Below are 23,194 nucleotides of genomic sequence, written 5' to 3'. Positions count from 1 at the left end.
GCCACAAAAAGCAGCAAGGACTTAGCCCATGCAATACCGCCAGCTCGGCCGCAGCGGCCTGAAAGTGTCGCCGATCTGCCTGGGCACCATGATGTTCGGCGGGCCGACCGATGAGGCCGCATCGAAACGGATCATCGGAAAGGCGCTCGATGCCGGCATCAATTTCATCGACACCGCGGACGCCTATTCGAAAGGCGCATCCGAAGAGGTCGTCGGCCGCGCCATCGGCGACAACCGCCACGCCTGGGTGCTCGCCACAAAACTCGCCAATCCCATGGGGAAAGACCCGAACCGCGTCGGCCTGTCGCGACGCTGGGTGCTGCAGGCCGCCGACGAAAGCCTGAAGCGACTCGGTACCGACCACATCGACATCTACTATCTGCACAAGGAAGACCATGCGACGCCGCTGGAAGAGACGGTGCGCGCCATGGGCGACCTGATCCGCGCGGGCAAGGTGCGCTATTTCGGCGTCTCGAACTATCGCGCCTGGCGCGTCGCCGAGATCTGCAACATCTGCGACCGGCTCGGCATCGACCGGCCCGCGGTGAGCCAGCCCTACTACAACGCCATGAACCGCATGCCCGAGGTTGAGCATTTTCCGGCCTGCTCCTATTACGGCCTCGGCATCGTGCCTTACAGCCCGCTGGCGCGTGGCGTACTCACGGGCAAGTACAAGCCGGACACGGCTCCCGACAAGGAGACGCGCGCGGGCCGCAACGACACCCGCATGATGCAGACCGAATGGCGGCCGGAATCGCTGCAGCTCGCGCAGGAGATCAAGAGCCACGCCGAGAAGAAGGGCATCACCGCCGGCCAGTTCGCGGTCGCCTGGGTGCTCAACTCCGCTTTCGTCTCGTCGATCGTCGCCGGCCCCCGTACCGAGGAGCAATGGGACGGCTACATCAGCGCACTCGACTATCGCTTCACTGCGGATGACGAGGCCCTGATCGACCGGCTGGTCGTACCCGGCCATCCCTCGACACCCGGCTACAACGACCCGGCCTATCCGATCGAGGGCCGCCGCGCGCGGACGGCGTGAGACGGAGACGACGATGGCGCTTGAAGACCGCTACGGCCTGCCGCTCTCCACCTCGTCGGATGAGGCCGCAAGCGCCTATCGCGAGGGCGTCGATCTCATGCTCGCGGGGTGGACCGGCACGGCGGAGACGCTGGAGCGTGCGATGGCGGCCGATCCGGATTTCGCGCTGCCTCAGATCGCCCGCGCCCGCGTGCATGCGTTCTACCAGCAGGGTGATCTCGCGCGGCAGAAGGCGGCGGTCGCGCGCGAGCTGGTCGCCAAGCGCGGCACCGGGCGTGAGCGCTCGCATGTCGAGGCGTTGGCGCTCGCGATCGAGGGTCGCCTACCCGAGGCGATCGCGGCGACGCTGAAGCACATCGAGGCGTGGCCGCGCGATGCCGTCGTGCTGTCGCTGCCGCTCGGCGCGTTCGGCCTGTTTGCCTTCTCCGGCATGGCCGATCACGACCGCGCGCGGCATGAGCTCTGCGAGAGGGTCGCGCAGCATTATGGCGAGGACTGGTGGTTCCTCACGATGTCCGGCTGGGCGATGACCGAGAACGGCGACGTCGCGCGCGGCCGCGCCGTCACCGAGCGCGGCTTTGACCTGCGCCGGGCAAATGCGCACGCCGCGCACGCGGTGCTGCATGCGATGTTCGAGGACGGCTCGATCGAGGCGGCCGATCGTCTCGTCGACGAATGGCTACCGACTTACGACCGCGCCGGCATCCTGCACGGCCATATCCGCTGGCACCAGGCGCTTGGCGCACTCGAGCATGGCGACGCCGCGCGAGCGCTTGCGATCTATGCCGATGTGCTGCAACCGAATGCGACACACGCGCCGCCACTGAACGTTATCACGGACGGCGCCTCGCTGCTCTGGCGTCTGTCGGCCTACGGCCACACTGTGCCGAAATCGTTCTGGCGCGAGGCCGATGCCGCCGCGCAAAAACTGTTTCCGAAGTCGAGCCTGCCCTTCGCCGACGTCCACATGGCGCTGTTCGCCGCGGCCACGCAGAATCGGGAAGTGCTCGCCGGGCGCCTTGCCGTGATCGAGCAACGCCTCGCCGACGGCAAGCTGCCGGCCGGCCCCGTGGTGCCGGCGATCTGCCGCGCGCTCATGGCCTTCGCCGACGAGGACTACGCGGCGTGCGTGCAAACGCTCACGCCTGTGCTCGCGGATGTCGCGCGCATCGGCGGCAGCCATGCCCAGCGCGAGCTGATCGAGGACACTTACCTCGTCGCCCTGATGCGCAGCGGCGAGTTGCCGCGCGCCCGCGCGATGCTGGACGCCCGCCTGCACCGGCGGCCGTCCCGGCGCGATACACGCTGGCAGGCGGAGATGGGCTAGCGCTGCCACGAAAAAAACATCGGTCTGGAGGCAAGTGCCTGCTAAGGACGCTTAGGGCGATCGGGGGCGAATCGCCGATGGGTGGCACCGTGGTATCCCAGGCTGGACCAGCAGCACGAACCGGATCGCAACCCATTTGCGGTTCGATGGTTGTCGGGCGGAACTTTCCCGCTTCCGTGGCCCCTGGCATGCGAGCCTGACGATGCGCCGCCTCCGCCGACCGGTACTGGCCGCCACCCTGATCGCGCTCGCAAGCCCTTGTTTTGCCGAGCCTTCCGCCCCGATCCCGGTCAACAATCCGCCGACGCTGCAAAACTCCTTCATCGACCTGCTGGCGCTGATGTCCGGCCACTGCAAGACGCTGAAGGTCGCGGGACGTGCGTTTGCCTGCAAGACGGTGGCTTACGCCCATGGCGACAAGGGCCGGGTCAATTTCGCGGTCGCGGTCGATGATCCCAGCGATGCGAACCACGTCGTCTCGTTCTCCGGCGAGAACGGCAAGCGCGCCGACGACAATTCCTACGAGCTGCCGATCGACCGCATGCTGCTCAACTCCAAGGACCGGCCCAAGGTCGACGGCCTGCCGGTGCCGGCGGAGCAGGCCTCCACGGGCATCTGCCGCCAGACCGGCAATTTCGCTGCCAAGAAGGTGAATGACGTCACTTGTTCGGCGACCGACAGCGAAGGCCGTAGCTACGAACTGCTGTTCATCTCCGACGGCACGCCCGTGAGCGTGCGCCGCATCAGGCAGTCGTCACCGTCGATCCAGGACCCTTTCAAATAGTGCCCTTCAAATAGCGCCCGTCCAAATCGCGGCCGCGGTCATGCGAACGCCTTTTCCAGCGTCGCGAAAATCACCGAAAGCGATTTGTCGTGGCGGGTCACCGGCGGCACCGGGCGATCGACCTTCATGAGCTGATAGACCGCCGTCTGCGCCGCGCGCACCGAATATTCGACCGTGAACACGACGTCCTCGGGGATCTCGACGAACTGGCTGACGAAGGCGAGGTTCACCGAATTCCTGGGCACCGGCAACGGCCGGTCGGTGACGTTGCGCGGCATGAACATGCTGGTGATGTAGGGCATCCGGCAGGGAATGCAGATCGAATTGTCGAACACGCCCGCATCGAAATTCAGGTGCCCGCACAGCTCCTTCAGGATATCCGCGCCGCCGCATTCGGACATCGGCCTGGCGACGAAATTGCCGATGCGGTCCGGATGCAGCGCGTAGCCCCAGAACACCTGCACGTCCTTCGGCTGGCCGGAGAAATGCGGCTGGTGATAGAGCACGACCGACAGCAGCCAGTTGGAATCCTTGAAGGTCACGAGGCCGCCGGTGCCGGCCCGGTTGCCGGAGAACGCTTCCATCTTGTCGAAGAAGCGCGGATCGCGGCAGGTCACGGTGAACGACTGCCACCATGATTCAGGGATCGAGGTGTTGAACGCGGACGGATTGCCGAACTCGGGGCGCCCCTTCGCGATGGTCTCCCAGAGCGCCCATCCCTGGCTGTCGGCCTTGGTCAGGCGCGGAGCCGGATCGGTCATGGAGCCGAGACTGGACGCATCCGTCATTGAGCCGTTCTGGAAGAATACGAGGTCGCCGTCCTCGATGCGGACATTGGCGATGCGGCTGTCGCGGTCGAGCACGAGACCTCGCACGCGCACGCGACCATCCTCGTCTTCGAGCGCCATGTCGGTGACGCGGGTGCCGCGCACGAACTGCACGCCCTGCCGCTTCAGCCAGTCGGCGAGCGGCCGCACGATCGAGTCGTACTGGTTGTAGACGGTGCGCTTGACGCCGGCGAGCGTCTCGATGCGCGGGAATTCGCTCATGAAGCGGTGCAAATAGCGCTTCAGCTCGACCGCGCTGTGCCAGGGCTGGAAGGCGAAGGTGGTCTGCCACATGTACCAGAAGTTCGACTCGAAGAAGCCGGCCGACAGCCAATCGGTGATGCGGCTATCGCCGAGCGTCTCCTCCGAGGCCTCCGTGAGCCGCAGCAGCTCGAGCCGGTCGCGTGCGGAAAAGCCCATATGCGAGACGTCGACCTTGAAGCGGTTGCGGTCGACCAGCCGCGCCTGCGAATGCGCCGGATTCTCCACGTTGAACGCGACGGTCTCGTCGCGCACGCTGAGGCCGGGACGTTCCAGCGAGGGAATATCCGACAGCAGATCCCAGGTGCACTCGTAGTGATCGGTGGTGAGCATGCGCCCGCCGCGCAGCGAATAGGCGCCATTTGCGAGCTGCGCGCCGTCGAGGCTGCCGCCGACCAGAGGCTGCGCCTCGTAGATGACGATATCGCGACCCGGCATCTGTGCATCACGGATCAGGAACGCCGCGCCCGCGAGCGATCCGATGCCACCACCGATGAAATACGCCTTCATGACTTGCCTCGATTGCAATTCGAATTCTCGCAGCGAGATTGCATGCGGGGCACAGGGCGGGATTGCGCTGGATCAAGCGCCGTGGACGCAGCGTTCAAGAGGACGTGAGTGGCTTCTTGGCGTAGATCTGCGCGATCTCGTCCGCAAAGCGATGTTCGAGCGCCGGGCGCTTGTTCTTCAGCGTCGGCGTGAGCAGGCCCGCCGCAATGGTCCAGGGGTCGAGCGTCCACCAGACCGCGCGCGGCGTCGCGTAGGATGGATAGGCCTTCACCGCAGCCGAAATTCGCGCCAGCAGCGCTGCCCGCTCCGACGCACCACCCTGCTTGCCGCTCGCCGCCAGCCTTTCCTTCTCCTGCACCCAGGCTTTGGCGTTGAGCACGACCAGAGCCGTGAGGAACGGCCGCTGCTCGCCGACCACCAGCGCCTGCTCGAACAGCGGATCGGCAAGGATCGCGGTCTCGAGGTCGACCGGCGCGATCTTCTCGCCGGTCGAGGTGACGAGGATGTCCTTGATGCGGCCGGTGATGGTGATGCGTCCGTTCTCGATGCGGGCCTGATCACCGGTGTGCAGCCAGCCATCGGCGTCCTTGACGCGCCGCGTCTCGTCCGGCTTGTGCCAATAGCCGAGCATCACGCTGGGGCCGCGCACCAGCAGTTCGTCGTGGTCACCGAGCCTGACTTCGATGCCGTCGAGCACGTGGCCGACCGAGTGCGGATCGTTGTCCTCGACCGTGTTGACCGAGACCACCGGCGAGGTTTCGGTCATGCCGTAACCCTGGAGGACGTCGAGCCCGAGTGACAGGAACAGCCGGATGACGGGCTCGGCGATCGGCGCGCCGCCGGAGACTGCGACCTTCAGGCGGCCTCCCAGTTGCGCCAGCACCTTGTCCGCCACGAGCCGCTTGAGCAGCGGCCAGGCCAGCCGGTCGCGCAGCGACAGCGCGCCATGTCCCTGCCGCGCGTCAAACCGCCGGCCGCCAATGGCGAGCGTGAGATCGAGCAGCGCGCGCTCGACGGCGCCGGCCGTTGCGCGGTGCTGCATGATCAGCGCGTAGATGCGCTCATAGATTCGCGGCACCGAGATCAGGACCGTGGGCCGCACCTGCTTCAGATCCTCCGACAGCAGCGGCACCGAACGCGCATAGGCGACGCAGGCGCCGGCCGCGATCGGATAGTAATAGCCGCCGGTACGCTCGAACGTGTGCGAAAGCGGCAGGAAGGACAGGAAGACATCCTCCGGCGAGGCTGCGATGCGATTCGCGATCGCCTTCACATTGGCGATGATGTTGTCATGCGACAGCATCACGCCTTTGGGCCGTCCGGTCGTGCCCGAGGTATAGACGATGGCGGCAAGATCGTCCGGCTTCACCGCAATGTCGGGCAGCGGCGAGGTCGCGCCCGATCCAGCCGCGAGCCAGTGGTCGAGCCCGACGATGCGCGCATCGGGCGTAATGAGCCCGCCCGCATCCGCGCAGACGACACGCTTGAGATGGTCGAGCGGCTGCCCGGTGGCCACGATCGCCTGCCAGCGCGCCAGCGAATCCACCAACAGCAGCAGCGCGCCGCAATCGGCGAGGATGTAGGCGATGCTGTCGGGGTTGTCGACCGCGTGCATCGGCACCGGCACCAGACCGCGCGACAGCGCCGCCTGGTCCATCGCGATATGCGGGATCCCGTTCGGCATCAGGATCGCGACGCGCTCACCGGGCGCAAAACCTTCAGCGGCCAGCGCCCGTCGCCACAGCTCGAATTCGGCGTCGATCTCCTTCCAGGACTGGCCGACCCAGCGCCTCGCATCCGCGTCGAAATGGCGATAGGCCTCGGCCGCCGGCGTCGTCTTGATGCGCCAGCGCAGCAACTCCGGCAACGTCCTCACCTCGGCAAGCCCGTGCGCCCGACTGATCGGCGGTTGACTGAGTAGCGCTGGCATGACGTCCTTTCGCAACTTGATCGATTCCCGGTGTATCTGGGACCTCGACCCTAGGCCAACCAGCCCTCGCTGCCTTGATCCTCAGCAAGGCGGCCATGCTTCGGAGCGACCATGACACGCGACCACGTTCGTGGGCACCAGAGCTGTCCCGAAACGAGGGAAGATCGGCATTGCCCGCATCGGCAGGCGCCTCGCATACTCGCCGCAACAGAATTCGAAAGCGGTCCTTCATGCCCAATCCCCTCCCCGCCCTCATCGTCGTCGACGTCCAGCGCGCGTTCGACGAGTGGGAGGCGGCGGGCAAGCGGCGCAACAATCCGGATGCGGTGGCGCGCATCGTCGATCTGCTGACGGCATTCAGGGCGCACGGCGCGCCGATCTTCCACATCCGCCACGAAGGCACCAAGCCGAACTCGTCGTTCCTGCCGTCGCGCTCCGGCTATGCGGTCAAGGACGAGGCACGCGAAGCACCCGGTGAGGCGGTGATCGTCAAGCGCGTCAACAGCGCCTTCATCGGGACCGACCTCGAAAGCCGGCTGCGTGCAGGCAAAATCACCACGCTCGTCATCTGCGGCGCCACCACCAATCATTGCGTGGAGACGACGACGCGGATGGCCGGCAATCTCGGCTTCGATACAAGGCTGGTGCGCGATGCGACCTGGACCTTCGACCGGATCGGGCCCGATGGCGACGAGCATTCCGCCGACGAGATCCATGCGATGACGCTGTCAAACCTCAACGGCGAATTCGCGCGCATCGTCGCCACCCATGAGGTGATCGCATCGCTCGAAGCCGTGCGACGATAAATCGCGCGCCAATCGATCAGTCACACGCCGTTAAATGGAACTGATCTGCGTCGTTTCGACGCCCGCCTCAATCGGAACGCTGGCGAGACGCTTCCGTTGTCACTCCACATTCAACTGGAGTGATGACATGAAGTATCTCTTTGTCGCAATGGCGCTCGGTGCTGCGGCGCTTGCCGGCGGAACCACGGCCAATGCGGCGGACAAGGCCAGCGCGAAGCCGAACGCGACAGCCGGCAAATCGACCGACCTCAGCGCGCAGCACAGGCGCCATCATCATGGCCACCGCCATCATCACTGGCGTCAACACTACGGCCACCATCGTCCACACTACCGGAGCTATGGCTATTACCCGCGTCACCACGGCTACTATGGCGGCGGACCGTACGGCTATTACGGCGGCGGCGGTCCCGGCGTGACCTTCAGCTTCGGCGGCAGCCGCTGGTAAGACAAAAGGCCCGCACCGCTGCGGGCCTTTTTCTATTCCCGCAAGATCCGCCCCGCTGTCTCCAGCCCGCTCGCCAATGCCGCCTCGACCGTGCCCATGTCGCGGCCGCGATAGAGCGCTTCGCCCGAGAACAGCACCGGGCCGTCGGCCCGCGCGAGGATCGTCTGCGCCGCACGCGTCCGCGGCGTCGCCCATGAATAGGCGCCGCGTGCGAAAGGATCGTGCGCCCAGTTGGTCGCGGCAGCCGCGACGAGGTCGCGCGCGATGTCATCGCGCGGCAGGCCGAAGATGGCGGCGAGCGAACCCAGCCCGGCATCGATCAGTCCTTGCGCATCGAGCCTGTCCAGCTCCGCGGTCCGCGGGCCGCCGAACCATCCGGTGAGCACGGGATACTCGTCGGGATATCGCGTCCACCACACCGGGATCGTCTGGTCCGACAGCAGGAAGGTCATGTCGGCGAGCTCTTGCCGGCGTTCGCGCCACCATGGCCGCGTGAACCGCAGCAGGATCTTGATGACGCTGCCGAAGCCGATGTCAGCCGCAGCCGCGGCTTGCGCGCGTGCGGCCGAGGGCAGAGCGATGTCGCGCAACAACGGCAGCGGCACGGTGAGGACGACGCGATCGCAGGTCTGCACGTCGCCGCCGGCGCAACGGACCGCCAGCGCGTCGGCCTCCTCCGTGATCTCCGACACCACGCAGCCAAAGCGGATCGCAACGCCGTGCCTGCGGCACTCCTCCGCCAGGAAATCGATCAGCGCGCCGTAGCCTCCGACGATGCGCGCCTGGATGTGGTGCCCGCCGTCCATCCATTCCTCGCGCAGCGCCAGCGTCGAGGCGCGCTCCGGGTCGGCGGCGTCGTAGCCTTCGACCATGCGTTCGATCGAATAGCGCATCCGCGCATAGTTCTCGCCGGAAAAATGACGGCGCAGGAAATCGGCGACCGTGAGGTCGTCCTTCAGCTGCCCGAGCACGGCATGCAACTCGGCCTCGTGCGGATCGTGGCGATCCTCACGCGACAACATGGCGCCGTCGAAGCTCCATTGCCGGCCTTCGATCAGCTGCGACGACAGCCCGGCCTCGCGCAGCAACGCGCGCGTGACGGGCGCATCGCCATGGATGAATTCGGCGCCGGCGTCGGCGGGGTAGCCGAATTCCGACGCCGGCAGCGGATGGATCCGCCCGCCGCAGCGCTCGCGCGCCTCCAGGATCGTCACGGTCCTGCCCGCACGCGCCAGCGCGCGCGCCGCCATCAGCCCGGCCGCGCCGGCACCGACGATGACGATGTGCTCGGATTGCCCCGACATGCCGATTCTTACTTGCTCGCGTCGTTCTGGATCAGGTAACGCAGCAGCAGGACGCCGCCGCCAAGATCCCGCGTGCTCTCCAGCGTCATTGCGGTCAGCGGCGCGCGCCGCTCGCTGTCGGCTTCGGTCGAATCGAACACGAAGGGTGCGCCCCTGGCGCCATCGATCGCGGGGCTGAGGATCAGGTTGAATTCGTCGATCAGGCCGGCGCGCAGGAACGCGCCATTGGCGACGCCTCCCCCTCGACCAGCAGGCGCTTCACACCGAGCTCGCGGTTGAGGATGTCCAGCGTCAGGGCCAGATCGATCCCGGACTTGCCGGCAAAGATATAGGACACGCCTTCGGCACGGAGGCCCGCGAGGTACGAATCCGGCACGCCTTCGGTCAGCACCACGACGATCGGATCGCCGCCGATGTCCGAGCGGCCCCAGCCGATCTTGCCGTGCGCGTCGAGCACGACGCCATAAGTCTTCGCATCGCGCCGCGCGATCCAGTTTTCGCGCGGAAACTCTTCGCGCGACGTCGCGGGATAAGGCTTGCCCTTGGCGAATTCCGAGCCGGTGACGCGGCCGATCACCCAGGCATCACCACCAAGCTCGTCATGGATCTTCTCGAACCAGTCGCCGCCAACGCCCTTCGGACGCCAGCGGCTGGGATGCGTGCGGCCATCCAGGCTGGAGGCCATCAGACAGATGACGTAGGGCTTCATGCGAAATCTCCGGACTTCTTTTCTCAGGCCGCCGTGCCGCTGCCTTGGGCGCGATCGTTCACGATCGCCGCGAGCGGATTGAGCTTCGGCGGCGCGACCATCTTGAGCGTGTTGCTGTCATGATGATTGAACGGCGCGCCGCGGACGAACAACTCGGTCTGGATCAGATAGGTCCAGCTGCCATCATCGTTGAAGGTGATATCGCAGCGGTAAGAGTCGGTGCGGAAAGCCTGCTCGAGAAAATCGGTCGAGCAGATCCCGTAGGCGGTGTCACCGCGCTTCGCCGTGACCGCGATCTTTCGATCGTCCGGCTTGGCGTTGCCGAACGCGAGCAGCACCTGTCCGCGCGGGATCGCCAGCGTCTGCATGATCAGCCCGGTCGCGGGCTCCCACAGCCAGTAGCCGACCTGGTCGTGGAAGGTGATGTCTTCCTCGGGCGTGTTGATGTGAATGTGATAGCGCAGCCCGTAGAGCAACTGCGGCCCGTTGGCTTGCGGATCGATCGGGTCCATCCGGATGTGCTCGATGAAGGTCCGCCGCTCCGGCCCCTCCGCCTTTGGATTGACGTCGATGCCCTTGTCAGCCTGCCAGACGCCGGCAAGACGGCGGAGCGGCCCGAGATTGGCTAGGCCGTCCGGGGAGACGTCCTCCGGTTCGGTGAAGATGTCGGCGGGAATGGGGAGCATGGGATTCCTCGGGTCGTTGCGGGGCAGCAATAGCATAATGACCGCGCAAATCGACTGCGATGGAACCAGAAGCTTCTCTGTGCGTTACAGCCCTCGAGTACGGGTCCTTGAATTGGGGGCTCGAATGGACAAAGACGTCCATGTCGCGCGTCGCGAGGGGTCCGGTGCTGTCTGAGAAAGCTGCTCGGCAGTCAACTGATATGGGCTTCCTCGCTGAAGGGGGCGAGCTTGGCGCCATGATGTGCGCCCTCGACTGGTCGGATTCACCGCTCGGTCATCCCCGCCAATGGTCCCAGGCCCTGAAGACGACGGTCGGCATGCTGCTGGCAGCCCAGGCCCAAATCGTCCTGTTCTGGGGGCCCGAATACGTGGCGCTTTACAATGACGCCTACGCACCGGGTATCGGCGCCAATCACCCCCGCGCCCTTGGCCGCCCCGCGATCGAGAACTGGGGCGAGTTGTGGGACGATCTCGAACCTTTGCTGGCCGGCGTCCGCCGAACAAGGAAGACATTCGCCGCCAAGGATCGTCCGTTCTACGTCGAGCGCCATGGTTATGGCGAGACGAGTTACTGGGACGTTTCCTACTCGGCGGTAGCTGATGACGATGGCTCGGTCGGCGGCGTGCTCTGCATCGTCTCCGAGACCACCGAGCGTGTTCTCGGTGAGACGCAGTTGCGGGCGAGCGAAGCGCGCTACCGGGAGCTCAATGCCACGCTCGAGCAGCGCGTGACCGAACGGACCGCCGAGCGGCACCTGCTTGCCACGATCGTGGAAACCACCGACGGGCAGATTCAAGCCCTCGACCTCGACTATCGCTGGCTCGCCATCAACACGGCCTGCGCCGAGGCTTATGAGCGCATCTACGGCAAGCGGCCGAAGGTCGGCGATTCCCTGCATGAATTCCTCGCCGACCGGCCCGAGCATCTCGCGGCGGCAACCGCAATCTGGACCCGCGCGCTGGGCGGCGAAGCCTTCACCAACATCGATGAGTTCGGCGATCCCAGGTTCGACCGCCGGGTCTTCGAAATGAAGTTCGAAACGCTGCGCGCGCCCGACGGCACGCGAATCGGCGCGTTCCTGACCGGAACGGACGTGACCGATCGCCTGGAGGAGCAGGCACGGCTGGCGCAGGCGGAGGAGGCGCTGCGACAGGCGCAGAAGATGGAGGCCATGGGCCAGCTCACCGGCGGCGTTGCGCACGACTTCAACAATCTGCTGACGCCGATCGTCGGCCTGCTCGACATGTTTCAGCGCAAGGGCATCGGCGGCGAGCGCGAGCATCGCCTGATCGCCGGCGCGGCACAGGCCGCCGAGCGCGCCAAGACGCTGGTCCAGCGCCTTCTTGCTTTCGCACGCCGGCAACCGCTCCAGGCTGTTCCGGTCAACATCGGCCGGCTCGTTGCCGACATGGGAGATCTGATCTCGAGCACCACCGGACCGCAAATCCAGGTGACGGTGGACACACTGGAAGGCCTTCCCGAAGCCATGGCCGATCCCAACCAGATCGAGATGGCCATCCTGAACCTCAGCGTGAATGCCCGCGACGCAATGCCCGACGGCGGCCGATTGCGCATCTCCGCCAAGGCACGGACCGTCGCTGACGAGCACAAATCCGGCCTGGCACCCGGCGCCTATATCTGCATCTCGGTCGCCGATACCGGCATCGGCATGGACGAAACGACACTGGCCCATGCCGTCGAACCGTTCTTCTCGACCAAGGGTGTCGGACAAGGCACCGGCCTCGGCCTCTCGATGGTCCACGGCCTCGCATCGCAGCTCGGCGGCGCGCTGACGATCAGGAGCGCCGTGGGCGCGGGAACAACGGTGGAGTTGTGGCTGCCGGTCAGCCACGCAGCGGCCGCGGCCGCGATCGACACGGCCCCGCAACCCGAACTGCGGCCGCTCCCCGTCGGCACGGCACTGCTGGTGGATGACGAGCCTCTGGTGCGCATGAGCACCGCCGAGATGCTGAGCGAGCTCGGCTACAGGGTCGTCGAGGCCGCCTCCGCCGAGGACGCGCTTCAGCGCGTTAGCGACGGACTGCGGCCGAACCTGCTCGTCACCGACCATCTGATGCCGGGCATGAGCGGGACGGACCTCGGCCTCGCGTTGCGTAATCGATATCCCGACCTGCAGATCCTCGTCGTCTCGGGTTACGCCAACAACGAAGGGATCACGCCGGATTTGTCCCGGCTGACAAAACCATTCCGGAGCGACGAGTTGGCGGCGAGCTTGGCGAATTTGGCGAAGGTGGGACGGTAGGGAATAAGCAGCCTGCATGAGCGATCGTGTACACCGCAACTAGAGGAGTGAAGGCAACATCGCGTCTGCCGCAATATTAATCAGCCTCGCGCGGAACGGGTACTGGACTCGCGCTTTCCGCGCGCGGCACGCCATTCGCGAAAATCATGGCAGCTCCGCAAGAGGCGCGAGAACAGCTTGTGTTCGGGGTTCCCGTTTGCTCGGCGGAATCGCAATGATAAGACCATTGGCCTCAGGATTGTGAAATTTGCCATAGGCGATGAAGCCGCTCCGACGATAGCTTTCAAGTGACGTCAGTGATTTTCAAGCAAGTGGTTCGGAATGCAGCAGGCTTCGGTCGAAAGATTCTCAGACCTCATCGGCAATATCTACGATTGTGTCATCGCACCGGAACGCTGGACTGAGGTTCTGAACGAGATTCGTACCGAGTTCAGATTCGCGACCGCCGTGCTCTCGGCCTACAGCCTCACGAATGTGAGGATCGGCGTCAACGCCGCTTCCGGAACCGATCCTGTCCCGACGATGGCCCAGACCAGCAAGGAGTATGTGGCCGATATCGTCGAACTCTGGGGCGGCATCGAGCGTATCAGGCAATATCCGCTTGGAGAGCCGATCATTCGATCCCAGGCCGTTCCGGAGGAGATCATCCTCGGCAATCGGTATCACCGGGAATGGGCTCTCCCCAAGGGCTTGTTCGACGCCGTCGGAGTCGCGCTCGTTCGCGAGAAAACCATGATCGGAAATGCGACATTCAGCCAGCATGAGTCGGATGGGGCGATTGATGATGCACAGGTCGACGGATTGCGCCTTCTGGCACCTCACATCCGCCGCGCCGTGATCATCAGCAATCTGTTCGACATGAAGACCGTGGAAGCCGCGACATTCGCCGCGACCATGGAAACCCTGACGGTCGGCGTCGTCCTGACGGACGAGGATTCCAAGATCGTTCATACCAACGCCGCAGCCTCCGCGATGCTCACGGCTGGCGATCCGATTCTGACGCGGCATGGCCGGATCGCGGTTCAGTCCGTGGCGACGACCGCCTCATTGCAATCGGCCGTCGCACAGGCCGCGAAGGAGGAGGCGGCACTCGGCCAGAAAGGCATCGGCATCCCGATCCCGCGCCCCGGTAGCGCCCCTCTCGTCATCCACGTTCTGCCGTTACGGCGCGGCCAAATGCGATCCGCCCTGGTCCAGCGCGCTGCCGCCGCGCTGTTCGTGGCGTCGGCCTCCGGTCCGCCGCAATTGCCTCATGATGCCCTCGTCCACCTCTATGACCTGACGCCCGCCGAGATTCGAATCTTCGAGCTCATCTGCGACGGACAGACACGTGACGCGATCTCGTCGGCGCTCGGAGTGTCCCTCAGCACCGTGAAGAGCCACCTGTTTCATGTGTTCGAGAAGACGGGGTGCCGGCGCCAGGTCGATCTGGTCAGGCTGGCGAAGTCGCTGACATTCCCGGTGTAGTTCTCGCCTAGCGTCCGTGACTTTCAAGTGAGTGGTTTGGAATGCAGCAGGCTTCGGTCGAAAAATTCTCGGATCTCATCGGCGATATCTATGATTGTGTGATCACGCCTGAACGCTGGACCGGAATTCTGGACGACATCTGCACCGAGTTCGGTTTTGCCACCGGCGCGCTCTCGGTCGCGAGTCTCACCAACATGAAGGCCGTCGTCAACGCGGTCTCCGGGAGCGACCTTGCCCAGATGGCGCAGAACGGTATCGGCTACGGCGCCGACATCATCGAGCTCTGGGGCGGCGCCGAGCGCATTCAGCAATATCCGCTGGGGGAGCCGATCGTTCAATCCCAGGCCGTCCGACAGGACGTCATCGCCGGCAATCGCTATTATCGCGAATGGGCCCTGCCCAGGGGCCTGTTCGACGCCGTTGCCGTCGGCCTCGTCCGCGACAAGGCGATGGTCGGCAATGCGATCTTCAGCCAGCATGAATCGGCCGGATCCATTGACGATGCGCAGGTCGGCGGACTGCGCCTTCTGGCACCTCACATCCGCCGGGCGGTGACGATCAGCCACTTCTTCGACATGAAGGCCGTGGAAGCCGCGACGTTTGCGGCAACAGTCGAGGCCCTGACGGTCGGAGTCGTGCTGGCGGACGAGGATTCGCGGATCGTTCACGCCAACGCCGCAGCCACGTCCATGCTCGCGGCCGGTGACCCGATCGTCGATCGACAGGGCCGGATCGCGGTTCGATCCACGGCGACCACCGGCGCATTGCAATCCGCCGTGGCGCAGGCCGCGAAAGACGAGGCGACGCTGGGCCAAAAAGGCATCGGCATCCCGATCCCGCGCCCGAGCGGCGATCCCTTTGTCATTCACGTTCTGCCGCTGCGACGCGGCCACATGCGATCCGGCCTGATCCAGCGCGCCGCCGCCGCTCTGTTCGTGGCGTCAGCCTCCGGGCCGCCGCGAATGCCTCACGATGCGCTCAACCAGCTCTACGACCTGACGCCGGCCGAGATTCGCATCTTCGAGCTCATTTGCGACGGACACACGCGCGCCGCGATCGGTGAATTGCTCGGCATTTCCCTCAGCACCGTGAAGAGCCATCTGTTTCATGTCTTCGAGAAGACAGGGTGCCGGCGCCAGGTCGATCTGGTCAGGCTGGCGAAGTCGCTGACGTTTCCGGTGTAGCCGAAGACCGCTCTCAAGCCGCTTCGGATGCCGGTTTCGTACGTTGCTCGAGCACGCCGATCGTCGAGACCAGGTTGTCGCGACGTGATCGAAGGTTAAGCGCGAGCAGCGGATATGTCGGCTCCCGCACGTCAAACACCCCGGCTCGGGCTTCTTCTTCGAGAATGTCGGTGTTCATGAGCCGGACACGCCACCACAAATCGGCGATCAGCGCATTGAGCTGGAGTTCTCCTGCAGCACCAGAATGGGACACTTCGCGCATCGTTTGCCTCGACTTGAAACGGCCCAGCGAGTTGGGCCTGGCTTTGGCTCCAACTGAGCAAGCGGAATGCCAATGGTGGAGTGCGTTCAAGTTCTGGCTTCGGCAGCCTCAGGGGGGCATTGCCCGTCAGTCCATTTCACCTGTCGGCGTCTGCCTGCAGCAGACGAGCTCCTGGCCAATCTCCGCTGCGAATGAGACGCTCGACGACGTCGCGCAGGACACTGCCGACCTTGCGGACCAAGCGGTCTGGATTGGTCTTGGTAGCCACGTAGCTGCGCAATTTGATCGAGGGCTCGATCGCCAGAATTTGCGCACGTTCCGTCGGTGCTTCCGTTGCGAGCGCCACGCGCGGGAGAATGGTGTGGCCACGGCCTTCACGCGCGAGGGCTTTGAGCTGCCCCACGGAATTGATCTGGGCCCCAAATTTCAGCGTGAGATGATGAGCCTTTGCGGTCTTGTTCAGCAGTGGGCGCACCGGATGCTCACCGTCGGTCGTATAAATTGGCCAACGGGGGAGCTGCTCAATTGCAATACTTTGCCGCCCCGCCGCTTCTTCGCCGACTCTGCCGAACAACACCAGTTCATCCTCGGCAAGCCCGATCAGCGACAGGCCGTCAGCCTGGTCGTCGCCGTAGAGGATGCCGGTATCGATCTTGCCGGATCGGAGCCAGCCCCGCAGGTCACCCGTCAGACCTTCGAACACGTGGACCTGCGCGCCAAGAAATTCGCCCTCGAGGGCCTGCAGCAGCGGCAGCGTCAGCACCGAGGCCATGCTTACGGGGATGCCGATGGTGACCTCTCCGGCCACGTCGGCAGCATCCCGAACCTCCCGGCGGGCTTGCTCGAACTGGGCGCGGATCTGCCGGGCATGATCGAGCAGAACTTCGCCACAAGGGGTCAAGGTCACACCGCGTGCGTGGCGGAAAAGGAGCTGGACCCCGAGATCCGCCTCCAGTGCCGCAATCTGGCTGGAAAGTGCCGACTGGGCGATGTTGCAACGTGCAGCGGCGGTTGTGATGCATCCATGAGTCGCAACATTCTGAAAATGTACGAGTTGTTTGAGATTCATGGGTGCGCCATTGCAGCCGGATCCGATCAGCCAGCAATCTTAAAATCAGATCGCAGTCAGCGCAATTTACTGTTTGATGAATTTTGAGGCAGGCCCGAAGATTGCCTCGCCGGTTAGCAGATCGTTCCGGAGGGAAGATGACGAGCAGAAATGGCAATGGCCGGTGGAGCCGTCGCGAAGTCGCCAAAGGGTTGCTGGCCGCACCCTTCGTTCTGTCCACGGCAGCCAAAGCACAGTCGTCCGCGAAGTACGAATTCGGCGTGGCCGGCATCGACCCGATCTACAGTGCGCCCTACATCGCGTTCAAAAAGGGGTACTTCAAGGAAGCCGGCATCGACGTGGGCTACCTGAATTCCCAGAGCGGCCCTCGCACCAAGCAGATCCTCACGGCGGGGCAGGTGCTGGTGGGGTGCAGCGGCGTCAATGACGCCCTCGCCACCACCGTTGCCGGCAAGCCCACCACGGTCGTGTTCGGGCTCGATCGCAGGATTACGTACGCGAACATCCTGATCCGGAAGGAAGACGCCGGCAAGTTCAAGTCGGTTGCCGACCTCAGTGGTCAACGACTGGCCGTGACTCAACTCCAATCGGCGACATGGCTGATGGCCGTCTTCATCACCGAGAAGGGCGGCGCCAAGGATGTCGATATTCGCGGCCTGGGCGACTTCGCCACCATGCTCGGCGCGCTGAAATCGAAGCAGGTTGCGGCGACGATCGCGACATCGGCGATGCTCGAACAGATGAAGGGCGAGGATTGGGCGGTGCCGCTGTTCAGTATCGGCGACGACGCCAGCTGGAAATCGACCTTCGGCGGCGACGTCCCGGGCATCGGCTGCTATGTCCTGCAGGAACAGATCGACAAGAATCCGGCAGCGATCCAGGCGACCGTTACCGGCCTCGTGAAGGCGCAGAACTTCATCAATTCGAGTTCGCCGGAGGAACTCACCGAGTTGCTGCACGAAGACTTCATGAGCTCGCTGCCGAAGCCGACCGTGAAGAGTGGCCTGACCTTCTACAAGCAGAACGTCTTTTCGCCAGACAACATCATTTCCGAGGACAGCTACGCGCTTCTCTCCAGCATCATCAAGGATCGTCAGTTCACACCCGATCAAATGGCGAAGATTCCGTACAAGGCGGCGATCAACATGGATTTCGTTCGCAAGGCGCGCGCGGCATGAGCGCGATGATCGAGCTTCGTCACGTCAGCAAGTCGTTCGAGAGCAAGAGCGGCGAGATCGTGAAGGCCGTAGGCGATGTCTCCCTGACCGTCGAGAAGGGAGAATTCGTCTGCATCGTCGGACCGTCCGGTTGCGGCAAGAGCACCATCCTCAACATGATCGCCGGTTTCATGCCGCCGTCCAGCGGCGAGGTCTATGTCGACGGCGCGCGCGTCGACCGCGACGTGCCGGCGTCGCTGGGATACATCTTCCAGAAGGACACGGTACTGCCCTGGTATACAGTGCGGCAGAATGTAGGTCTCGGCCTCAAATTCGTCGGTGCGGCCAGGCAAGACACGGACAAGAAGATCGACCGGCTGCTGCGGCTCGCGCATCTCAGCAATTTTGCGGAGGCTTACCCGCATCAGCTTTCCGGCGGCATGCGCCGCCGGGTCGCGCTTTGCATGAGTCTCGCGGTGAATCCGAAGATCCTGCTGCTCGACGAACCTTTTGGCGCCCTCGATACGCATACCAAGACGCATCTGCACAGCGAACTGCTCGATATCTGGCGCGAACTGGGCCAAACCGTGGTCATGATCACGCATGATCTCGACGAGGCGGTCACGCTCGCCAGCCGCGTCATCGTTCTGTCGACGCCGCCGAGCCACACCCTGCTCGAAGAGATGATCGACATTCCCTATCCGCGCGACGTCTTCGAATTGCGTCAATCGAGCCAATTCACCGCCCATATCCAACGCGTCTGGAAGGTGCTCGGCAACCAGTTCAGGGCGGCAGCATGAGCAGCGACCAGGTGCAGATCGCCGGTCCGGAGGTTTCCGCAGGCCGCACGTCCATGACGCAACCCCGGCATCGTTTGGCCGGCGGCTTGCGGATCACGCTCACGCAAGTTCTGATCCTGGCCTCAGTGCTCGGAGTCTGGGAAATGCTGACGCGCATTACCTGGTTTGAGCAGAATACGATCTTCGATCCGTTCTTCATCAGTCGACCGTCGCTGATCGGCGCACGGATCTGGCAGTGGATGCAGCCAGGCAAAAACGCCATCTGGCCCCATCTGGCGTCGACCCTCTATGCCACCGGCCTGGGGCTGTTTGTCGGAACCCTGTCCGGCTTCACGGTCGGCGTGCTGCTGGCTCAGAGCCGGTTCTGGGCAAAGGTGCTCAACCCGTTCATCGTCTCGCTCAACTCGATGCCGCGCATCGCCTTCGTGCCGCTGATCACGATGCTGTTCGGGCTGGGCCTCGCCTCCAAAGTCGTGACCGCCTGGTTCATGGTGTTCTTCCTCGTCTTCTTCAATACCTACAAGGGTGCGAACAGCGTCGAGCAGGAACTGGTGAATTTCTGTCGGACACTTGGCGGCCGGCCTTCGCAGATTCTCTGGCGCGTGCGCATTCCGACGGCCGCGGCATGGACCTTCGCATCGCTCCCCAATGCGATCAGCTTTGCATTGATCGGCGTGGTGCTTGCGGAATTCGTGGGATCGACGACCGGCGTCGGCTATCTCCTGACAACGTCGCTGGCGACGCTCAATGCGACGGACATGTTCGCCTCGATCGCCATCCTGAGCCTGGTCGGCGTCAGTCTCGTGTATCTGATCAGCGCAATCGAGCGACGCTTGCTGCATTGGTCGTCCGAATTCCGCAACGATTGAGGCGCGCATGCCGAGCAGCAGCTTCGTCAAGACAGCCTGCCCGCACGACTGTCCAAGCGCCTGCGCGCTGGAAGTCGAACGTCTGTCATCGACCAAAATCGGACGCGTTCGCGGCAGCGCCGGGAACAGCTACACGTCGGGCATCTGCTGCACCAAGGTGTCGCGCTATGCCGAACGCGTGCACCATCCCGCCCGGCTCGCGCAGCCGATGCGGCGCGTGGGCCCCAAGGGATCGGGGGAATTTGCGCCGATCGGCTGGACCGATGCGCTCGACGAGATCGCCGACCGGTTCACCCGCGCGACCCAGACCTATGGGTCGGAAGCCGTCTGGCCCTATCATTCCGGCGGCAATATGGGCGTGATCCAGCGTTGGGGTCTCGACCGGCTGCGCCACGCCTTCCGCTATTCGCGTCAGCAGACCACCATCTGCGTGACGCCGGCAGAATCGGGCTGGAAGGCCGGCGTCGGCGAATTGCGCGGGTGCGACCCGCGCGAGATGGCCGAGGCCGATCTGATCCTGATGTGGGGCGGCAATCCCGTCTCCACTCAGGTCAACGCGATGACCCACATCGCGCGGGCGCGCAAGCGCGGCGCGAAGCTGATCGTGGTGGACGTCTATCGGACGCCGACCATCGCTGCAGCGGATATCGCCGTCATTGTCCGCCCCGGCACTGATGCTGCCCTCGCGCTCGGCATGATGCATGTCCTCCTCAAGGAAGGATTCGCGGATGAGGCCTATCTCGCGCGCCTGACGGATTTCGACGGCGACGTGCGGCGTCACATCCAGAGCTGGACACCGGAGCGGGCGGCGCAGGTGACCGGCGTCGATGTCGCGCAGATCGTCGACATCGCACGGCTTTACGGCCAGACCAGGCGCAGCTTCCTGCGTCTCGGCTTCGGCTTCACACGCTCGCGCAACGGCGCTGCCAGCATGCACACGGTGACGTGCCTGCCGGCGATCACGGGCTCCTGGCAGCACAAGGGCGGCGGCGCTTTCTTTCTCGCGCTCGACAACTGGCGACTCGATACCACGTTGGCGCATGGCCTCGACATGCGCGATCCTCACACCCGCATCCTCGACCAATCGCGCATCGGCGCAATCCTGACCGGAGATCCGGTTGCCCTCAAGGACGGGCCGCCGGTTGCCGCGATGATCATGCAGAATGCGAACTCGGCCAACGTAGCCCCGGATAGTCGCAAGGTGGCTCAGGGGCTCGGCCGGGAAGACCTGTTCCTTTGCGTGCACGAGCAGTTCATGACGCCGACGGCCCGCTATGCCGATATCGTCCTGCCGGCGGCCATGTTTCTCGAAGCAGACGACATCTATTACGGTCTCGGGCACACCTACATCACGGCGGGTCCGCGCGTCCTCGACCGCTATCGCGAGAGCTGGACCAATCACGAAGTGGTCTGTGGCATCGCGCAGCGGCTGGGATCGGATCATCCGAGCTTTCGAATGAGCGCGTTCGAACTGATCGACAAGACGCTCTCCGCGTCGGGTCGGGGAACGGCGGCGGAGGCCTTCAGCACCGGCTGGGTGGAATGCGCCGAGTCGTTCGACGACGCTCATTTCAGCAATCGCTTCCCGACCTCTGACGGCAAATTCCATTTCAAGCCGGATTGGACAGGGATAGGTCCGAACGGCCATGGCATGCGAGCGTTGCCGGACTTCATGGAGAATTATGAAGTCGCCGACGACGAGCACCCGTTCCGCCTCGTGGCGCCGCCGGCGCGGACCTTCCTCAACACCACCTTCACGGAGATTGACAGCTCGCGGAAGCGCGAAGGAGCGCCCCAAATCATCATCCATCCCGACGACGCAGCGCGGCACGGGGTGACCGATGCCGAGATCGTGCAGATCGGCAATCGCCGCGGCCGGCTCGAGCTGCCGGCGAAAATCGACCTGAGCGGTCGTCCCGGGGTCGTGATCGTCGAAGGAATCTGGCCGAATACGGATTTCTCGGGAGGACTTGGCGTCAATCAGCTGATCGGCGACGATCCCGTGCCGCCGAACGGTGGAAGCGCCTTCCACGATACCGCCGTCTGGATGCGTCGGCTAAGTCAGTAGGCGGTGATCGAAAATGGATGGAACCTGACCGCGCACATCCAGACCGAAGCCGCGCCGCACGCCCGCGTTCCACTGGTCGCAGCCGGCTCGGTTTGCACGAGAGATGGTGCCCAGGGGCGGGATCGAACCACCGACACTGCGATTTTCAGTCGCATGCTCTACCAACTGAGCTACCTGGGCGTGCTCCAAGAGAGGACCGAACACAAGGTCAAGGCCCATCGAGCGGGCGGTTTATAGTGGGGCGAAGGCTGCCTGTCCACCCGGCTTCGCCAAGAGGCTTCGCCGGGCGCGGCCCGGCTGTGCACAAGATGGCGCGGCCTCGTCGCGGTCGCCGCGCGGCCCGGCGAAAAATCAAACAAGACATTGATATTGTTTAGTTATTCCTCGCCATCCGCCTCGTCGTCGCGGCCTGGGATGACGTAGGAGCCCTTCAGCCAGCGGTTCAGATCGACGTCGCGGCAGCGCGAGGAGCAGAACGGACGGGTGGCCTCGGCCTGCGGCTTGCCGCAGATCGGGCAGGTTTTGAGGGGCCCGGCGGGCTTTTTGACGTGGTCGTCCATGATGGCGGCAGCCTACACGAGGTGATCAGGTTCAAGGGCCTATCGGCAACGGGTTTCCGCAGCGGACGCGCAAGCTGGCCGCCGGCCGATTCTACTGTGCATGGGGTTGTTTTCGAGATTTTTGTCCGGCGCGGCTGGCGCGCTCATATGGCCGTGGCGTTGAGCCAGCCGAAGCGGATCGGAAACCCCTCGCCGCCGAGCAGGGTCGTGGTCTCGTAGAGCGGCAGGCCGACGACATTGGTGTAGGACCCCACCATCTTCACCACGAAGGAGCCGGCGATGCCCTGCACGGCGTAGCCGCCGGCTTTGCCGCGCCATTCCCCGGAGCCGATATAGGCCTGGATGTCGTCCTCCGACAGGCGCTTGAAACGGACGCGGGTCTCGACCAGCCGTTGGCGGAAAGCCTCGCGCGGCGTCACCAGACAGATGGCGGTGTAGACGCGGTGGTTGCGGCCCGACAGCAGCCGCAGGCACTGCGCCGCCTCGTCCACGAGATTGGCCTTGGGCAGGATGCGGCGGCCGACCGCCACGACCGTATCGGCGGCGAGGATGAAGGCCCCGCGCAGTTCGTCGTCGAGCTGCACCGATTTCAACGCCGCATCGGCCTTGGCGCGGGCGAGGCGATTGGCGCAGGCGCGCGGCAGCTCGCCCCGCTTCGGCGTCTCGTCGACGTCGGCCGGCCGGAGCGCGTCCGGCTCGATGCCGGCCTGGTTGAGCAGCGACAGGCGTCGCGGCGAACCGGAGGCAAGTACGAATTTGGGGCGGCCGAGCATCAGGTGATTTGGGGGATGAGGCAGGGGGTGAATTGCGCGCGGAACCTATCGGACGGGGGCTGATTTCACAACCCGGGAACCCGAGGTTTGGTG

The 23,194-nt window shown here is 64.6% G+C and carries 20 protein-coding genes, 1 tRNA gene and 1 pseudogene; 12 read left to right on the top strand and 10 right to left on the bottom strand.

Features of this window, described 5'->3' with window-relative positions:
* The first annotated feature begins 28 nt into the window (after nucleotides 1-28).
* The 3 genes from ACQ86E_RS16875 (at nucleotide 29) to ACQ86E_RS16865 (ending at nucleotide 3,150) form a co-directional block, all read left to right on the top strand.
* On the top strand, nucleotides 29-1,039 hold the full coding sequence (locus tag ACQ86E_RS16875; protein ID WP_431206330.1) for an aldo/keto reductase: 1,011 nt from the start codon (nucleotides 29-31) through the stop codon (nucleotides 1,037-1,039).
* A gap of 13 nt (nucleotides 1,040-1,052) precedes the next feature.
* The gene (locus tag ACQ86E_RS16870) at nucleotides 1,053-2,366 is read left to right on the top strand and encodes a tetratricopeptide repeat protein (RefSeq protein WP_431206329.1); all 1,314 of its coding nucleotides are present in this window, start codon (nucleotides 1,053-1,055) and stop codon (nucleotides 2,364-2,366) included.
* 202 nt (nucleotides 2,367-2,568) lie between these two features.
* Complete coding sequence (locus tag ACQ86E_RS16865; RefSeq protein WP_431206328.1) at nucleotides 2,569-3,150, top strand: hypothetical protein; 582 nt, start codon at nucleotides 2,569-2,571, stop codon at nucleotides 3,148-3,150.
* Between the two features lie 38 nt (nucleotides 3,151-3,188).
* On the opposite strand, the gene ACQ86E_RS16860 is transcribed toward ACQ86E_RS16865, so the two are convergent.
* Both ACQ86E_RS16860 and ACQ86E_RS16855 read right to left on the bottom strand, forming a co-directional pair.
* Entirely contained in the window at nucleotides 3,189-4,748 is a 1,560-nt protein-coding gene (locus ACQ86E_RS16860) for an oleate hydratase (protein ID WP_431206327.1), read from the bottom strand.
* A 94-nt stretch (nucleotides 4,749-4,842) separates the two neighbouring features.
* Nucleotides 4,843-6,678, bottom strand: a complete 1,836-nt coding sequence (locus ACQ86E_RS16855) for an AMP-dependent synthetase/ligase (protein WP_431206326.1) — start codon at nucleotides 6,676-6,678, stop codon at nucleotides 4,843-4,845.
* Between the two features lie 230 nt (nucleotides 6,679-6,908).
* Here ACQ86E_RS16855 and ACQ86E_RS16850 point away from each other — a divergent pair, with 230 nt between their 5' ends.
* Both ACQ86E_RS16850 and ACQ86E_RS16845 read left to right on the top strand, forming a co-directional pair.
* Nucleotides 6,909-7,484, top strand: a complete 576-nt coding sequence (locus tag ACQ86E_RS16850; RefSeq protein ID WP_431206325.1) for a cysteine hydrolase family protein — start codon at nucleotides 6,909-6,911, stop codon at nucleotides 7,482-7,484.
* 127 nt (nucleotides 7,485-7,611) lie between these two features.
* A complete protein-coding gene (locus tag ACQ86E_RS16845; RefSeq protein ID WP_431206324.1) occupies nucleotides 7,612-7,929 on the top strand; it encodes a hypothetical protein in 318 nt (105 codons plus the stop codon).
* 32 nt (nucleotides 7,930-7,961) lie between these two features.
* On the opposite strand, the gene ACQ86E_RS16840 is transcribed toward ACQ86E_RS16845, so the two are convergent.
* From ACQ86E_RS16840 to ACQ86E_RS16830, 3 genes and pseudogenes are all read right to left on the bottom strand, one after another.
* Complete coding sequence (locus ACQ86E_RS16840; RefSeq protein ID WP_431206323.1) at nucleotides 7,962-9,233, bottom strand: flavin monoamine oxidase family protein; 1,272 nt, start codon at nucleotides 9,231-9,233, stop codon at nucleotides 7,962-7,964.
* A gap of 8 nt (nucleotides 9,234-9,241) precedes the next feature.
* A pseudogene (locus tag ACQ86E_RS16835) lies at nucleotides 9,242-9,942 on the bottom strand (RibD family protein).
* A 23-nt stretch (nucleotides 9,943-9,965) separates the two neighbouring features.
* Nucleotides 9,966-10,628, bottom strand: a complete 663-nt coding sequence (locus tag ACQ86E_RS16830; protein WP_431206322.1) for an FABP family protein — start codon at nucleotides 10,626-10,628, stop codon at nucleotides 9,966-9,968.
* Between the two features lie 140 nt (nucleotides 10,629-10,768).
* Between ACQ86E_RS16830 and ACQ86E_RS16825 the strand changes: the two genes are divergently transcribed.
* From ACQ86E_RS16825 to ACQ86E_RS16815, 3 genes are all read left to right on the top strand, one after another.
* Nucleotides 10,769-12,892, top strand: coding sequence for an ATP-binding protein (locus ACQ86E_RS16825; RefSeq protein ID WP_431206321.1), 2,124 nt, complete (start codon nucleotides 10,769-10,771; stop codon nucleotides 12,890-12,892).
* A 321-nt stretch (nucleotides 12,893-13,213) separates the two neighbouring features.
* On the top strand, nucleotides 13,214-14,359 hold the full coding sequence (locus ACQ86E_RS16820) for a helix-turn-helix transcriptional regulator (protein ID WP_431206320.1): 1,146 nt from the start codon (nucleotides 13,214-13,216) through the stop codon (nucleotides 14,357-14,359).
* A 41-nt stretch (nucleotides 14,360-14,400) separates the two neighbouring features.
* The gene (locus tag ACQ86E_RS16815) at nucleotides 14,401-15,543 is read left to right on the top strand and encodes a helix-turn-helix transcriptional regulator (RefSeq protein WP_431206319.1); all 1,143 of its coding nucleotides are present in this window, start codon (nucleotides 14,401-14,403) and stop codon (nucleotides 15,541-15,543) included.
* A gap of 13 nt (nucleotides 15,544-15,556) precedes the next feature.
* Here ACQ86E_RS16815 and ACQ86E_RS16810 read toward each other — a convergent pair whose 3' ends face one another.
* Together ACQ86E_RS16810 and ACQ86E_RS16805 are read right to left on the bottom strand one after the other, a co-directional pair.
* Nucleotides 15,557-15,805, bottom strand: coding sequence for a hypothetical protein (locus ACQ86E_RS16810; protein ID WP_431206318.1), 249 nt, complete (start codon nucleotides 15,803-15,805; stop codon nucleotides 15,557-15,559).
* Nucleotides 15,806-15,941: 136 nt separating this feature from the next.
* Nucleotides 15,942-16,874, bottom strand: a complete 933-nt coding sequence (locus ACQ86E_RS16805) for a LysR family transcriptional regulator (RefSeq protein ID WP_431206317.1) — start codon at nucleotides 16,872-16,874, stop codon at nucleotides 15,942-15,944.
* Nucleotides 16,875-17,011: 137 nt separating this feature from the next.
* Here ACQ86E_RS16805 and ACQ86E_RS16800 point away from each other — a divergent pair, with 137 nt between their 5' ends.
* The 4 genes from ACQ86E_RS16800 to ACQ86E_RS16785 are packed head-to-tail and all read left to right on the top strand — an operon-like array spanning nucleotide 17,012 to nucleotide 21,768.
* The gene (locus tag ACQ86E_RS16800; protein WP_431206316.1) at nucleotides 17,012-18,052 is read left to right on the top strand and encodes an ABC transporter substrate-binding protein; all 1,041 of its coding nucleotides are present in this window, start codon (nucleotides 17,012-17,014) and stop codon (nucleotides 18,050-18,052) included.
* Nucleotides 18,049-18,831, top strand: a complete 783-nt coding sequence (locus ACQ86E_RS16795) for an ABC transporter ATP-binding protein (protein WP_431206315.1) — start codon at nucleotides 18,049-18,051, stop codon at nucleotides 18,829-18,831. The genes ACQ86E_RS16800 and ACQ86E_RS16795 overlap by 4 nt, the downstream gene beginning before the upstream one ends.
* Complete coding sequence (locus ACQ86E_RS16790) at nucleotides 18,828-19,700, top strand: ABC transporter permease (protein WP_431206314.1); 873 nt, start codon at nucleotides 18,828-18,830, stop codon at nucleotides 19,698-19,700. Before ACQ86E_RS16795 ends, ACQ86E_RS16790 begins: the two co-directional genes overlap by 4 nt.
* 7 nt (nucleotides 19,701-19,707) lie before the next feature.
* Nucleotides 19,708-21,768, top strand: a complete 2,061-nt coding sequence (locus ACQ86E_RS16785) for a molybdopterin-containing oxidoreductase family protein (protein ID WP_431206313.1) — start codon at nucleotides 19,708-19,710, stop codon at nucleotides 21,766-21,768.
* A gap of 104 nt (nucleotides 21,769-21,872) precedes the next feature.
* Here the strand turns inward: ACQ86E_RS16785 and ACQ86E_RS16780 are convergent.
* From ACQ86E_RS16780 to ACQ86E_RS16770, 3 genes are all read right to left on the bottom strand, one after another.
* Nucleotides 21,873-21,948, bottom strand: a tRNA-Phe gene (locus ACQ86E_RS16780).
* A 197-nt stretch (nucleotides 21,949-22,145) separates the two neighbouring features.
* Entirely contained in the window at nucleotides 22,146-22,328 is a 183-nt protein-coding gene (gene yacG / locus ACQ86E_RS16775; protein WP_431206312.1) for a DNA gyrase inhibitor YacG, read from the bottom strand.
* 143 nt (nucleotides 22,329-22,471) lie between these two features.
* Complete coding sequence (locus ACQ86E_RS16770; protein ID WP_015688969.1) at nucleotides 22,472-23,101, bottom strand: Maf-like protein; 630 nt, start codon at nucleotides 23,099-23,101, stop codon at nucleotides 22,472-22,474.
* Nucleotides 23,102-23,194 lie beyond the last annotated feature (93 nt).

The organism is Bradyrhizobium betae (genome assembly GCF_050632175.1).
GTDB lineage: Bacteria > Pseudomonadota > Alphaproteobacteria > Rhizobiales > Xanthobacteraceae > Bradyrhizobium > Bradyrhizobium betae_B.
Note: the sequence above shows the minus strand (reverse complement) of the source record. Positions and strands in the feature narration are given on the sequence as shown.